Below are 14890 nucleotides of genomic sequence, written 5' to 3' on the forward strand. Positions count from 1 at the left end.
GTCGTCGGCTTCCTGCGCGGCCCGTCCGTCACCCAGTACGAGGTGGAGCTCTCGCCGGGCGTCAAGGTCGAGAAGGTCACCAACCTCCAGCGCAACATCGCCTACGCGGTCGCCAGCTCCGACGTGCGCATCCTCTCGCCGATCCCCGGCAAATCCGCCATCGGCATCGAGATCCCGAACGAGGACCGCGAGATCGTGCACCTGGGCGACGTGCTGCGCTCGCAGGGCGCGCTCGCCGACCCGAATCCGATGCTCACCGGCATCGGCAAGGACGTGGAGGGCAAGTTCGTCACCGCGGACCTCACCAAGATGCCGCACCTGCTGGTCGCCGGCGCCACCGGCTCCGGCAAGTCGAGCTTCATCAACTCGATGCTCACGTCGATCATCATGCGCGCCACGCCCGATCAGGTGCGCCTCATCATGGTCGACCCGAAACGCGTGGAGCTGTCCGCATACGCGGGCATTCCGCACCTGCTCACGCCGATCATCACCGACCCGAAGAAGGCCGCGCAGGCGCTCGAATGGGTCGTCAAGGAGATGGACGCGCGCTACTCGGACCTCGAATACTTCGGATTCCGCCACGTCAAGGACTTCAACAAGGCGGTGCGGGCCGGGCAGGTGCACGCGCCCGCCGGCTCGAACCGCAAGGTCGCGCCCTACCCGTACATCCTCGTGGTCGTCGACGAGATGGCCGACCTGATGATGGTCGCCAAGAACGACGTGGAAAGCTCGATCCAGCGCATCACGCAGCTGGCGCGAGCCGCCGGCGTGCATCTCGTACTCGCCACGCAGCGCCCGTCCGTCGACGTGGTCACCGGCCTCATCAAGGCGAACATCCCGTCGCGTCTCGCGTTCGCCACCTCCTCGGCCACCGACTCGCGCGTCATCCTCGACACGACCGGCGCCGAGACGCTGATCGGCCAGGGCGACGCCCTGTTCCTGCCGATGGGCGAGGCGAAGCCGAAGCGCGTGCAGGGCTCGTGGGTGTCCGAATCGGAGATCCGCAAGGCCGTCGAGTTCGTGCGCACGCAGCGCAAGCCGAAATACCGCGAGGACATCGAGCAGATGGCCAAGGAGGCGGAGAAGAAGGGGAGCGAGCCGGACGAGGAGATCGGCGACGACATGGACGTGCTGCTGCAGGCGGCGGAGCTCGTCGTCACCACGCAGTTCGGCTCCACGTCGATGCTCCAGCGCAAGCTCCGCGTCGGCTTCGCGAAGGCCGGCCGTCTCATGGACCTGCTCGAATCGCGCGGCGTGGTCGGCCCCTCCGAGGGCTCGAAGGCGCGACAGGTGCTCGTCCAGCCGCAGGACCTTCAGGCGGTGCTCGCGTTCATCCGCGGCGACGGCCCCGCGCCGCAATCGGCGGGCGCGGCGCAGGCGTGACGGACGGCCTCACGGGATTCTTTCAGGAACCCGTCAGGCCGTTCCCCTTTCAAGGTAGAGCAGTGAGGGTAACGTGAAGACCATGACTGACGAACAGATCGTAGAGAACAAGAAGCCGTCGCTGTTCGACGGATGGAACGCCCCGCCGAACCTCGTCACCTATTCGCGCATCGTGCTCGTCGTGGTGTTCCTCGTGCTGTATGTGAAGGCCGGCCCGTGGGGCGGCGACGACCAGACCCTGCGCTGGGCCGCGGCGATCATCTTCATCATCGCCGCCTCCACCGATAAGCTCGACGGGTGGATGGCCAGGAAATACAATCAGGTGACCGAACTCGGCAAGCTCATGGACCCGATCGCCGACAAGCTGCTCACCTGCGGCACGCTCGTCGTCGCCTCCGTGTTCGCCGAATTCCCGTGGTGGGCGACCATCCTGTTCCTCGTGCGCGAGATCGGCATCACCGTGATGCGCTTCTTCGTGATGGAACGCCCCGGCGGCAAGGTGATCGCCGCCGCGTGGCCCGGCAAGCTCAAGACCCTCTTCCAGTGCATCGGCCTGTCCATGCTGCTGCTGCCGCTGTGGGTGTTCGACGAGGGCCAGGCCGTGCCCATGTGGCTGAGCGCCTACTACTTCCTCACCTACGCGCTGCTCTACGTGGCGCTCGTCCTGTGCCTCTACTCCGGCGGCGTGTACCTGTACAACACGTTCATCGGATCGAGGAAGCGCTGACGTGCAGCGCGACACGTTCGCCGCGGCGATCCTGAGGACCTGCGAATCGCATGGCCTGAGGATCGCCTGCGCGGAATCCCTGACCGGCGGCCTGCTCGCCGACGCGTTCGTGCGCATCCCCGGCGCGTCGAACGTGCTGCTCGGCTCGGCCGTCACCTACGACATCCGCGCGAAGGCGTCGATCCTCGGCGTCGACCGCGCGCTGCTCGCCCGCGAAGGCGCCGTGCACCCCGAGGTCGCGCGGCAGATGGCCATCGCGACGGCTCGCCTGTACGCGCAGCCGGAGGACGGCGACACGGTGATCGGCCTCGCCACCACCGGCGTCGCCGGCCCCGGGCCGGACGGCGACAAGCCGGCCGGACTCGTCTACATCGGCGTGTCGCTGCCCGGAGCCGCGGCCGCGCTCGCGCCCGACCCGCGCGGGACGTGGATCGGGGCGGAGACGCCGATCGGCACCGTGCGTCTCGACGCGACCGACGACCACGGCCGTCGCACCATCGCCGTCGAACTGCGTCTCGACGGCACGCGGCAGCAGGTGCGGGAGCGCACCGTCCTGCGCGTGCTGCAGAACGTGAGCCAGTTCACATCAACGTTCTGAGGTTTTCGCTTCGCTCTGGGAATAGTCCGCGTAGTCCGGTTGTTGGGAACAGTATCGAGTGATACGAGACCCCGTAGGAAAGGGATGGGAACCATGGAGACGATGACGCGTACCGAACAGACGACGATGAAGCCCGCCGCGGCGATGGTCCGCCCCGGCACCGCGCGCATGCGCGAGCTCACCCCCGCGCAGCGCCGGGCGGTCATGTTCGCCCAGCAGCAGATGATCCAGGCGCGTGCGGCCAAGAAGGCGAAGGCCGAGGCCGAGGAGGCGCGCCGCCGCATGTGGGCGGAAACCGACGGCGAGGAGCGCCCGGCGCGCGCCGCCGCGACGGCCGAACCGGCCGCGAAGGCGGAGACGCGCGAACCTGCGGAGCTGACGTTGCGCGAGGCCATCGGCCGCGTGCTGCGCGACCTGCGCACGCGCGACCACAAGACCCTGCGCGAGGTCAGCGAGAAGGCCGGCGTCTCCCTCGGCTACCTGTCCGAGGTGGAACGCGGCCAGAAGGAGGCCAGCTCCGAACTGCTCAGCTCCATCGCCGAGGCGCTCGGCGTGAGCACCGCGCAGCTGCTGCGCATGGTCGCCGACCGTCTCGACATGGTCGGGGCGTGAGCCGGTGAGGGAACGCGAGTTCTGGCAGCTGCTCGAGGAGGTGTTCGGCCGCAGCTACGGCCGGGCGCTCTCCCGCGACCAGCAGCTGCCGCGGTTGGCGAACATGACGGTCGTCGAGGCGTTGGACGCAGGGGAGGAGCCCCGCGTCGTCTGGAACGTGCTGTGCGACCAGATGGGGATTCCCGACGCCGAACGTTGGGGCCGGGACCACAACGCGCCGCCGATGCCCGCGCGATGAGCGGGGAGCGATCCGTCCGGCTGCGCGGGCAATGCGGGCGGCGCGGACGACGCGCCGATATATGTACTTTTCGTGAAGTCGAACAAATGTTCGTGCCGGTGCGCTATAGTTATCCACAGCGATAACCAACTGCGTTGCGCGCGGCGATGCCGCGCCATGGCGGAAAACCGTTGTCCCGATTGGGTTCATCGCCCTGCGGCGCGTCCCGTGCGACGCCGAAGAGGCGGGGCTCCGACCACAGGGGCGGGTTCTCCTTGCCGTGGCGGCGGCCGTCCCCCTACCGTGGGAACGACAATCCGCCGCAACCGTGAAGGAGAACACCATGGCACAGAAGACTAGCGCCGCATCGGGCAAGGGGCAGCCGTCCGGCGGCAAGGACGACCTCGACGCGCGACGCAAGGCCGCGCTCGACACCGCGCTGGCGCAGGTGGAGAAGAGCTTCGGCAAGGGTTCGGCCATGCGGCTCGGCGACCGCCCGGAGCAGAACGTGGAGGTCATCCCCACCGGTTCGCTCGCCCTCGACATGGCCCTCGGCATCGGCGGCCTTCCCAAGGGGCGCGTCATCGAGATTTACGGCCCCGAATCCTCCGGCAAGACCACGCTCGCTCTGCACGTGGTCGCCAACGCCCAGCGCAAGGGCGGCGTGGCCGCGTTCATCGACGCCGAGCACGCGCTCGACCCGGTGTACGCCCGCAAGCTCGGCGTCGACACCGATTCGCTCATCGTCTCCCAGCCGGACAACGGCGAGCAGGCGCTGGAGATCGCCGACATGCTCATCCGCTCCGGCGCGCTCGACGTGATCGTCGTCGACTCGGTCGCCGCCCTCGTGCCGAAGGCCGAGATCGACGGCGACATGGGCGACAGCCACGTCGGCCTGCAGGCCAGGCTGATGAGCCAGGCGCTGCGCAAGATGACCGGCGCGCTCGCCCAGGCCGGCACCACCGCCATCTTCATCAACCAGCTGCGCGAGAAGATCGGCGTGTTCTTCGGCAGCCCGGAGACCACCACCGGCGGCAAGGCGCTCAAGTTCTACTCGTCCGTCCGTCTCGACATCCGCCGCATCCAGACCATCAAGAACGGCGAGGAGGCCATCGGCAACCGCACGCGCGTCAAGGTCGTCAAGAACAAGATGGCACCGCCCTTCAAGTCCGCCGAATTCGACATGCTCTACGGCGAGGGCATCTCGCGCGAGGGCTCCGCGCTCGACATGGCCATCCAGGTCGGCGTCGTCAAGAAGTCCGGCTCCTGGTTCACCTACGACGGCGACCAGCTCGGCCAGGGCCGCGAGAAGGTGCGCCAGTTCCTCAAGGACAACCCGGCCATCACCGAGGAGATCGAGAACAAGGTCAAGGCCGAGTTCGGCCTCATCCAGCCGACCGACCAGTTCGCCGAGGACGACGCCACCAAGGCCGCCTCCGAGGCGGACGCGAACACCGAGTCGGTGGCGGCCAGCGAATCCAACACGGCCGCGAAGGCCCCGGCGAAGGGCGCGTCCAAGAGCCAGACGAAGCCGGCGGACGCCAAGACGCCGGACAAGGCCTGACATGATCAGCGCCGAGGCGTTCCTCGCGGGGATGGGGGATTCGCGCATCCCCGCGGACGACGAGAGAAGGACCGGATGCCCGGCGTCCCGTCCGGGCCGTGTCCATCCCGTTGCGTCGCCCGTCATAACCGACGTGTCCGGCGGCGCCGGACGACGCGACGACGCCGCGGACTTCGACGCATGCCGCGAGGCGGCGTTGCGTCTGCTCGACGCGGCGCCCCGCTCGTCCGGCGCGCTGCGCGACCGTCTGCTGGGCAAAGGATACGAGGAGGACGTGGTCGACGGCGTCATCGACCGTCTGATCCAGGTGCGTCTGCTCGACGACCGCGACTACGCCGAAAGCGCGATGCGGTACTGCGTGGGCAGGATGATGGGCCGTCGCGGCGCCGTCGCGGAACTGACGCGCAAAGGCGTCACGCGGTCGATGGCCGAGCAGGTCGCCGGCGAGGCCGATGCGGACGGCGCGTTCGAGGACGCCGCATGGGAGCTGGGACGCAAGATCGCCCGCAAGACCGAAGGACTCGACCGGCAGGTGCGCATGCGCCGGTTCTGGTCGGCCGGAGGGCGCAAGGGACATGACGCGGAAACGCTGCGCCGCGTCGCCGCAGAGCTGTTCCGGTGACCCGGTCCGAATCATCCGTAAGCCGGGCTTCCTGAACCGAAATCACATCAAGACAAATGAGGTGAGACCCCTTATACCCCGGGTTCTGTCGTGCCGTGCGCGAACGCGCGGCACGGATGGCCATCCATCTCGACCTGACGTCGCCGCCAGGCTCTAGCAGCCTACCCGATGGCACGGGCGAGCAGCCCTTACCGCCATCTGCTTGGCCTTGCTCCCGATGAGGCTTGCCATGCGGCCCGCTGTTGCCAGGGGCCCGGTGGTCTCTTACACCGCCGTTTCACCCTTACCCGTCGAGGACGGGCGGTCTGTTCTCTGCTGCGCTATCTCTCAGGTCGCCCTGGGCGGACGTTATCCGCCATCGTGCTCTGCGGAGCCCGGAAGTTCCTCAGCCCGGGTCCCATGCGGGACCTGTGCCGCGGCCATCAAGGGGTCTCGACCGCACCACTATACACGACCGTCCGACACGTCGCCTCGGAACATGCTGTAAGACACGCGGGGCGCGCGGATTCGCGCACATGCGAAACCCATGCAATCATGCGGATGTTGCGGGGCCGGAACGGGAAAATGACGAAGCGTCGATAATCTTTCCGCGAGTTCTCCCGCCCTTAACGCGCGGTTCGTCTAGAATGGGGCGTACCCGGACGGTGAAGACGCCGTACGGAACGCAAATAGCGGGCAACCGCTTGAGTCAAGGGAGGTCCACATGGAAATCGTCGTTACCGGACGTCACACGCAGGTCAAGCCCAGGTTCCGTGATGTCGTAGAGAACAAGATGAATCGTGTGACCGCTATCGCGCCCGATGCGCAGCGCGCCCAGGTGGTGCTGTCGCATGAGGGCAACCCGCGTCAGGCGGACACCGCCAAGCGCGTGGAGATCACCATCATCGCCGGCCGCACCGTGGTGCGCGCCGAGGCGTCGAGCGCCGACGAGTTCAGCGCGCTCGACCTGGCCATGGACAAGCTGACGCTGCGTCTGCGCCGCACGCGCGACCGCCGCAAGGACCACCGCCGCGGCTACACGAACCCGGTCCCGGTGGACATGGGCGTCGTCGAGCCGCCGGTCGTGGAGGAGGAGAGCCCGGAGGAGGAGCCGAACAACAGCCCGGCCGCCGCCGTCGCCTCTGATCTCGGCCCCGGCGAATCCGTCGAGGTGCAGGTGGGCGACACCCCGATCGTCATCCGCCGCAAGCTGCACATCGCCGAGCCGATGAGCATCGACGAGGCGCTGTACGAGATGGAGCTCATCGGACACGACTTCTTCCTGTTCGTCAACAAGGAGACCGGACGCCCGTCCGTCGTCTACCACCGTCACGGCTGGAGCTACGGCGTGTTCGAGATCGACACCCCGGAGAACGTGAAGGCCGCCGAGTGACGTCGATCCGACGCACCGGACATCCGATCCGATTCGATAGGTGAGGGCCGCGCAGTCGACTGCGCGGCCCTCACCGCGTCTCGGCCCATCGACATGATTCTGGCGAATTTGGCGAAATGCACAGGCTTATCGCCGATATCGCGTAAGATAATCGGCAGTGTGTCTCTGCATGCGCGTCGTGGACCGACGGCGGGCAGCCGGTGGTCCACGGGCGAATGTAGAGCGCTAACGAACGACACAGGAGCGAACAGTGGTAGATATCGTTGACAAGGCCCTGCGCATGGGCGAAGGCCGGCAGATCAAGAAACTCGAGAACGTCGCGAAGGCCGTGAACGCGCTCGAGGACGAGATCTCGGCGCTCTCCGACGAGGAACTCAAGGCGCAGACCCCGAAGTTCAAGCAGCAGCTGGACAACGGCAAGAAGCTCGACGACATCATGCCCGAGGCGTTCGCCACCGTGCGCGAGGTCTCCAAGCGCACGCTTGGCCAGCGCCACTTCGACGTGCAGCTCATGGGCGGCGCCGCCCTGCACTGGGGCAACATCGCCGAGATGAAGACCGGCGAAGGCAAGACCCTCGTCGCCACCCTGCCGAGCTACCTCAACGCGCTCGAAGGCAAGGGCGTGCACGTCGTCACCGTCAACGACTACCTCGCCAGCTACCAGAGCGAGCTCATGGGCCGCATCTACCGCTTCCTCGGCCTCAACGTCGGCTGCATCATCACCGAGCAGAAGCCGGCCGAACGCCGCAAGCAGTACAATGCGGACATCACCTACGGCACGAACAACGAGTTCGGCTTCGACTACCTGCGCGACAACATGGCGTGGGAGAAGAGCGAGCTCGTGCAGCGCGGCCACCACTACGCCATCGTCGACGAGGTCGACTCCATCCTCATCGACGAGGCCCGCACCCCGCTCATCATCTCCGGCCCGGCCGAAGGCGACGTGACCCGCTGGTACCGCACCTTCGCCAAGCTGGTCCTCAAGCTCGTGCGCGACGAGGACTACGAGGTCGACGAGAAGAAGAAGGTCGTCGGCATCAAGGACCCGGGCATCACCAAGGTCGAGGACTACCTCGGCATCGACAACCTGTACGAGCCGAGCAACACCGCGCTCATCGGCTACCTCAACAACGCGATCAAGGCGAAGGAGCTGTTCCTGCGCGACCGCGACTACGTCGTCACCCACGGCGAGGTGCTCATCGTCGACGAGCATACGGGCCGCATCCTGCCCGGCCGCCGCTACAACGAGGGCCTGCACCAGGCCATCGAGGCGAAGGAGGGCGTCGAGGTCAAGGCCGAGAACCAGACGTTCGCGACCATCACCCTGCAGAACTACTTCCGCATGTACGACAAGCTCGCCGGCATGACCGGCACCGCCGAGACCGAGGCGGCCGAGTTCATGAGCACCTACAAGCTGGGCGTGCTGCCGATCCCGACGAACCGCCCGATGATCCGCCAGGACAAGGACGACTTCATCTTCCGCACCAAGAAGGAGAAGCTCGCCGCCATCGTCAAGGACGTGGCCGCCCGCCACGCCAAGGGCCAGCCGGTGCTGCTCGGCACCGCCTCCGTCGAAAGCTCCGAGGTCGTCTCCACGCTGCTCGACGTCGCCAAGATCCCGCATCAGGTGCTCAACGCGAAGCAGCATGAGAAGGAGGCCGCGGTCGTCGCGGTCGCCGGCCGCAAGGGCGCCGTCACCGTCGCCACCAACATGGCCGGCCGTGGCACCGACATCATGCTCGGCGGCAACGTCGAGTTCCTCGCCGACGCGAAGCTCAAGTCCGAGGGATACTCCCCGGAGGACACCCCGGAGGAGTACGAGAAGCGTTGGCCGGGCACCCTCGCCGAGGTCAAGGCGCAGGTCAAGGACGAGCACGAGGAGGTCAAGAAGCTCGGCGGTCTGTACGTGCTCGGCACCGAACGCCATGAGTCCCGCCGCATCGACAACCAGCTGCGCGGCCGTTCCGGCCGTCAGGGCGATCCGGGCGAATCCCGCTTTTACCTGTCCCTCGAAGACGATCTGATGCGCCTGTTCAACACGCAGCTCGTCGCCCGCGTCATGGCCAAGGGCCTGCCGGAGGGCGAGCCGATCCACGCCAAGAGCGTCTCCAAGGGCGTGCGCACCGCGCAGAAGGCGCGCGAGTCGCAGAACTTCGAGATCCGCAAGAACGTGCTCAAGTACGACGACGTGATGAACAAGCAGCGCACCGTCATCTACTCCGAGCGCCAGGCCGTGCTCAAGGGCGAGGACATCCACGAGGACATCCTGCGCTTCATCTCCGACACCGTCGCCAGTTACGTCAAGGGCGCCAACAACGGCTCCGACAAGCCGAAGGACTGGGACTGGGAGGGCCTGTTCAAGGCGCTCAACACCGTGATCCCGACCGAGGTGACCGTCGACGAGGTCAAGGAGGCCGCCGAAGGCAAGAAGGGCGAGAAGGCCGTCGAGGCGGTGCGCGACGTGATCGTCGCCGACGCGAAGGCCAAGTACGCCGAGTTCGAGGACACGCTCGGCGCCGAGGGCCTGCGCCAGCTCGAACGCCGCGTCGTGCTCGCCGTGCTCGACCGCAAGTGGCGCGAGCACCTGTACGAGATGGACTACCTCAAGGACGGCATCGGCCTGCGCGGCATGGGCCAGCGCGACCCGCTGGTCGAATACCAGCGCGAAGGTTACCAGATGTACAACTCGATGGTCGAGGCCATCAAGGAGGAGTCCGTCCAGCTGCTCTTCCACGTGGACATCCGTGAGGTCGCCCGCACCGAGGACACGACCACCGAATCCGACGAGGACGCGGCCGTCGACGCCACCGAAAGCGAGCTCGGCATCACCGCCGCCACCGAGGCCGCCGGCCCCGACGAGGACGGCGAGAGCGAGGCCGAGGCCGCCGAAGGCGAGGTCGAGGAGGAGTCCGAGCAGGACGAGACCGAGAAGGAGGCCATCGCCGAGGCCGCGAAGGCGTCCGAGGCCGGCGAGACCACGTCCGCCATCTCCGGCCCCGCCCCGATCAGCCACGCCGAAGGCAAGGTCCCGGCCAACAAGCGTCCGAAGAACGAGGAGCTGAAGACCCCGTGGGCCGACGGCCGCACGTTCCCGGGCACCGGCCGCAACGCCCCGTGCCCGTGCGGTTCGGGCCGCAAGTACAAGATGTGCCACGGCCAGAACGAGAAGTGAGCCGCCGTGTCATAGGGCATGGGCCGTAGAACTAGTGCTTCTATGACATGGTCGGCCTGAGGGGAGTCCTCGCAAAGTGCGGGGCTCCCCTCAGTCATATATGATGTGATGCGGGTTCCTCGGAGAAGCTGCGTCACCTCACCGCAAAGCCTTGGGAGATGGCGTAGATCTTCAGCCGCCGCTCCCATTCATCGAACAGATCCTGGCTGCGGCCGCCCGGTTTCAACGCCGGCACTATGAGACGTGCGAATTCCGCGTCGAGCTGACTGTAGAACGGCAGGTTGTCCCAATCCCTGTTGACCCGTTCCGCCGATTTGGCGTAGATATCGTAGATCGGCTGACCGAAATACGGGTCCACGGTGCCCCGCCGCATCGGATTCTCGACATATCCGGCTGCGGCGGATACGCCGCCCGGCGCACGCAGGTCGACTGATGCCGGGTCAAGTTGGAACCAGCGGATGAACGTCAACGCCGCCTTGAGGCGGATCGGGGACAGGCCGGAGCTGACCGCCAATGCGGAACCGCCTATCTCCGATGTGGCGATCATGACCGGATCCGTGTAGGCCGGGGGCAAAGACACCTTCCACAGTCCCTTGTCGGCTGGATAGGATCCGGAGAGTATCTTTCCCAGCCAGTTCGCGTAGGTGATGGTCAGATAGGTGCCGGACTCCGGCGATGGCATGTAGCGGCTGTCCCAGAGAGGTTCGGCCTTGAGCACACCGTCGTCGATGCATTGCTGAAGAAACCGCGCGATGGACAACGTCGTGTCGTCGGTCATATGGAACGAGATGGTGGAATCGCCTTCCACGGTCCATGGCTTTATTCTGGCCGAACGGAAAAACGACAGGTAATGCTGCACGTCGTTCGTGTCGATCATGCCCATGTACCGTTTGGGATTGCGCGCATGCAACGCCACGCCTTCCTCGTAGAGTTCGTCCCAGGTTCGTGGTTTTTCAAGTCCGTAGTGCTTCAGCAGGTCGGGGCGGTAGAACATCACGGTCTGTGACTGGTCGCCTGGTATGCCATACAGTCTGCCGGCATAATGCACCGATCTCCATGCCGCTTTGTCCACGAGGGGCTCCAATTCGGATGCGACACGTTCCATGGACAGATCCTGCAGCGCGCCGGATGCCGCCAACTGGGGAAGGGCGGTACGTTCCACATTGATGATATCCGGAACCGAACGGTGATTGATGACGCGCTCCCAGTACAGCGACAGTGTGTTCTCCTGCGTACGCCCTTCAATGGGGTCGATGACGATATGACGGTGCGTGCGCATGAATTCGTTCAGGCGTGGCATGGTCTCATTGAACGCGTTGGACAGCATGGTGAGCACGATGGTGTCGCTCGATTGTCTGATCTCTGCATACGGTCCGAGCTTCATGGTCGATCGTTTATGCTCATTCACCGAATCGCGCAGACGATAGTCGGCGGTCAACGTTATCGATTCCGGACGGGTGCCGCTCGGATTGCGTATCATCCTGATCAGTGCATCGGCGGCATGCTCCGCCATGTCGGGGATCTTCATGTCGATGGTGCTCAAGGAGGGGGTGATTATGGCGGACATCTCCGTATTATCGACCCCGATGACCGATACATCCTCCGGAATGCGCAGACCATTGCGTCGCGCGGCGGTGATGAACCCCGCTGCCAGCGCGTCGTTGAACGCCAATACGGCATCGGTAGGACGAATGAGGTACTGGTTTACGGCTTTGATGCCGCCCGAGACGTCCGGCTCGCATTCACGTACCACCCGGTAGGTCATATCGTAGTGGAAGGCGGCCGCGCGAACATACCGGCGTCGATACTCATTCGACCAGGAACTTGTCGGGCCTGCCAGATAGGTGATGGAGGAGTGTCCGCATGCCTTGAGGTTGCGTACCGCATCATCGATGGCTCGAGCCATATCGATAGTGATGCTGGTCATGCCCAGAATGGAGCGGTTCAGCAATACGACCGGTTTGACCAGCAGGATGCGGCGGATGTCCGGTTCGCTCAAACGCGGCGAAATCAATGCCACGCCATCCACGTTGCGCATCACGTACGACATCGCCTTGCGCTCCACCACAGGCTGTTCATCGGTGCCCAATGTGATCAGGCCGTATCCTTTGGCTTGAAGCCGGCGCTGCATGGCGTTGATCGTCGCCGCATACAGGGGATTGGTCAATGTCGGTACGATGGCGGCCACCATGCCGGTGGCCGGCATCGTACCGACGTCGCGGCCGGAATCGACGGCAAGGTAGCCGAGCCTCTCGGCGATATGGCGGATGCGGAACTCGGTTTTTGCCGCGACGCGACCGGGCTGATTGAGTGCGCGGGATACGGTGGAGGGATTGACTCCGGCTTCACGGGCGATGTCGTAGATGGTGGCTTTATGATGTGCGCGCTCCATGGTGGCTTCCCTCCAACGGGTGTTGCATGGGTAAACAACAACGTTCGGCAATATTATGGCAACCTTGGGCAACAAGCGCAACGGGCTTGCTGAAGTAGACGAACATGAATCATGTCAGCGATACGAGGCGCGTGGAAGCGGACGGTATCGCGGAAAGCAACAGACAGACAAGTTCACTTGGAGGAACCATGTCTATTTCCATCACAGCCACCACGAAAGTGACTGGTGCTACGCCATCCAGGGCGGTGGCATATGCGGTTGAAGATGTCGAGCGCGATCTTGCCGCCGTCACCGTGCCCTCGGAGCGATCAGGCGCGGATATCGTGCTGGTCGTAGGCCCTCATAATCCGGAAACCTATGAAGTACGTGTGGCGGAAGGCAATCTGGAGATCCACGCCGGCGACGACTTCGGCTTCATCTACGGACTCTACGCCGTCAGCCGCGAGGTGCTCGGCGTCAAGGACCTCTGGTTCTGGAACGACCAGCGGTTCGCGCCGGTCCCCGCCATCGAGGTCGCCGACGACTTCACGCTCACGTCCAAGCCGACCGCCGTCAAGTACAAGGGGTTCTTCATCAACGACGAGGTCCTGCTCGAGGACTGGCAGGTCGACAACGACAAGGAGAAGCCGTGGAGGCTCGCCTTCGAGACCGTGTACCGTCTCGGCGGCAACATGGTCATCCCCGGCTCCGGCCAGCGCGGCGAGCCGCATCTGAAGCTCGCCCAGGACATGGGCTTCTACATCAACCAGCATCACGCCTGCCCGCTCGGCGCCCGCATGTTCGCCTCCGCCTACCCGGGCGTCCAACCCAAGTGGCCCGAGGAGGAGCCCCGTTTCGAGGCCCTGTGGCGCGAGGCCATCGAGGCGCAGAAGGGCAAGCGCACCGTGTGGACGCTCGGCTTCCGCGGCCAGGGCGACCAGCCGTTCTGGAACTTCGACCCGCGCTACGCCACCGACGAGGCGCGCGGCAGGCTGCTGAGCGAGATCATCCAGCGCCAGTACGACATGGTGCAGGCGGCCGACCCGGGTGCCCAGTGCGTGATCTACCTCTACGGCGAGGCGATGGAGCTCTACCGCGCCGGCGTCCTGACCTATCCGAAGCAGGTCGCCAAGATCTGGGCCGACAACGGCTTCGGGCGCATGGTCTCCCGCCGCCAGGAGAACAACAACCCGCGTGTGCCCGCCATGCCGACGAACGACGGCGACAACGGCATCTACTACCACGCCAGCTTCTACGACCTGCAGGCCGCCAACCACACCACCGACATCACCAACGACCCGCGTCTCGTCGCCAAGGAGCTCGAGGACGTGATCGCGAACGGCGGCGACGACGTGTGGATCGTCAACGCCTCCAACGTCAAGCCGCACGTCTACTTCCTCAACTTCATCGCCGCGATCTGGCGCGAGGGGAGGATCGACTTCGAGAGGACCGCCCGCGCGTACGCCGCCGACTACTACGGCGAGGACAACGCCGACGCCGTGTTCGACCTGTACGAGGAGTACTGGAAGGCCGCCGTGCAGTACGGCCCCAACTGGGACGACCACGCCGGCGAACAGTACTTCAACCACGTGCCGCGCATGCTCATCACCCAGTGGCTCAGGGACCGTCAGGCCCCGGCGCAGGACCTGCGCTGGATGCATGACGCCCCGAGCCTCAAGGAGCAGATCGAGTTCTACCGTGCGCTGATCGCCCCGGCCGTCGCACGCTACGCCGACCTGGCGGACCATGTCGAGCTCGCCGCAATCTCCGCCGAACTGCGCGGGCAGGACGCGGCGACCGAACTTATCCGCGACTCGATCGGCGTCGAAGCCGGTATCTACGAGCATTCGGTGGCCGCCTCCGTGCACGTGTGCGACGCGCTGCTCGCCGGATACGACGAGGACTGGAAGCGCGCGTTCTACGAGGCCGGTCTCGCGGCCGAGGAGTTCGACGCCGGCGACCGGGCGATGCGCGACCGCGAACACGGCAAGTGGGCCGGCTTCTGGCGCAACGACTGCCTGACCGACGTCAAGCAGTCCGCGTGGGTCTCCCGCCAGCTCATGGGCTATCTCAGATGCGTCGGCGACGGCCCCCACTACTACCAGTGGCTGCGCGACTTCACCTACCCCGAATGGGAGAAGGACGTGTTCGTGATCATGAACATGGAGAACCATCCCACCGACGACGAGATCTTCGCCGCCATGAAGACCAAGTGGCGGCACTGAGCGCCGCAGACGCAACCTAAGGAAAGG

General features: G+C 65.6%; 11 protein-coding genes and 1 other RNA gene. 10 read left to right on the plus strand and 2 right to left on the minus strand.

The genetic code is table 11. The annotated features are described in order from the left end of the window. From Uis4E_RS08805 to Uis4E_RS08835, 7 genes are all read left to right on the plus strand, one after another. Nucleotides 1-1383: DNA translocase FtsK (locus Uis4E_RS08805; protein ID WP_133125439.1), on the plus strand; the 1383-nt coding region annotated here is incomplete at its 5' end. A gap of 82 nt (nucleotides 1384-1465) precedes the next feature. Further along, nucleotides 1466-2110 (plus strand): CDP-diacylglycerol--glycerol-3-phosphate 3-phosphatidyltransferase, encoded by a 645-nt coding sequence (pgsA, locus tag Uis4E_RS08810; protein ID WP_101622806.1) that lies wholly within the window; start codon nucleotides 1466-1468, stop codon nucleotides 2108-2110. Nucleotide 2111: 1 nt separating this feature from the next. Next, nucleotides 2112-2708: a CinA family protein gene (locus Uis4E_RS08815; RefSeq protein WP_101622807.1), complete on the plus strand. Its 597-nt coding sequence runs from the start codon at nucleotides 2112-2114 to the stop codon at nucleotides 2706-2708. 93 nt (nucleotides 2709-2801) lie between these two features. Beyond that, nucleotides 2802-3320, plus strand: a complete 519-nt coding sequence (locus tag Uis4E_RS08820) for a helix-turn-helix domain-containing protein (protein WP_101622845.1) — start codon at nucleotides 2802-2804, stop codon at nucleotides 3318-3320. Nucleotides 3321-3324: 4 nt separating this feature from the next. Then, a complete protein-coding gene (locus tag Uis4E_RS08825) occupies nucleotides 3325-3558 on the plus strand; it encodes a DUF3046 domain-containing protein (protein ID WP_034529776.1) in 234 nt (77 codons plus the stop codon). A 322-nt stretch (nucleotides 3559-3880) separates the two neighbouring features. Next, on the plus strand, nucleotides 3881-5101 hold the full coding sequence (gene recA, locus Uis4E_RS08830) for a recombinase RecA (RefSeq protein ID WP_101622808.1): 1221 nt from the start codon (nucleotides 3881-3883) through the stop codon (nucleotides 5099-5101). A 1-nt stretch (nucleotide 5102) separates the two neighbouring features. Continuing rightward, the gene (locus Uis4E_RS08835; RefSeq protein ID WP_243394498.1) at nucleotides 5103-5723 is read left to right on the plus strand and encodes a regulatory protein RecX; all 621 of its coding nucleotides are present in this window, start codon (nucleotides 5103-5105) and stop codon (nucleotides 5721-5723) included. 58 nt (nucleotides 5724-5781) lie between these two features. On the opposite strand, the gene rnpB is transcribed toward Uis4E_RS08835, so the two are convergent. Continuing rightward, an RNA gene (gene rnpB, locus Uis4E_RS08840) (RNase P RNA component class A) lies at nucleotides 5782-6158 on the minus strand. Between the two features lie 268 nt (nucleotides 6159-6426). Between rnpB and hpf the strand changes: the two genes are divergently transcribed. Further along, on the plus strand, nucleotides 6427-7095 hold the full coding sequence (gene hpf / locus Uis4E_RS08845) for a ribosome hibernation-promoting factor, HPF/YfiA family (RefSeq protein ID WP_101622809.1): 669 nt from the start codon (nucleotides 6427-6429) through the stop codon (nucleotides 7093-7095). 250 nt (nucleotides 7096-7345) lie between these two features. Further along, entirely contained in the window at nucleotides 7346-10267 is a 2922-nt protein-coding gene (gene secA / locus Uis4E_RS08850; protein ID WP_034529768.1) for a preprotein translocase subunit SecA, read from the plus strand. Nucleotides 10268-10400: 133 nt separating this feature from the next. On the opposite strand, the gene Uis4E_RS08855 is transcribed toward secA, so the two are convergent. Continuing rightward, a complete protein-coding gene (locus Uis4E_RS08855) occupies nucleotides 10401-12659 on the minus strand; it encodes an extracellular solute-binding protein (RefSeq protein ID WP_101622810.1) in 2259 nt (752 codons plus the stop codon). A 368-nt stretch (nucleotides 12660-13027) separates the two neighbouring features. Between Uis4E_RS08855 and Uis4E_RS08860 the strand changes: the two genes are divergently transcribed. After that, nucleotides 13028-14863 carry a glycosyl hydrolase 115 family protein gene (locus Uis4E_RS08860; RefSeq protein WP_165784931.1) on the plus strand — a complete coding sequence of 612 codons (1836 nt, stop codon included), beginning with the start codon at nucleotides 13028-13030 and terminating at the stop codon, nucleotides 14861-14863. Nucleotides 14864-14890 lie beyond the last annotated feature (27 nt).

The organism is Bifidobacterium parmae (assembly GCF_002860365.1).
GTDB lineage: Bacteria > Actinomycetota > Actinomycetes > Actinomycetales > Bifidobacteriaceae > Bifidobacterium > Bifidobacterium parmae.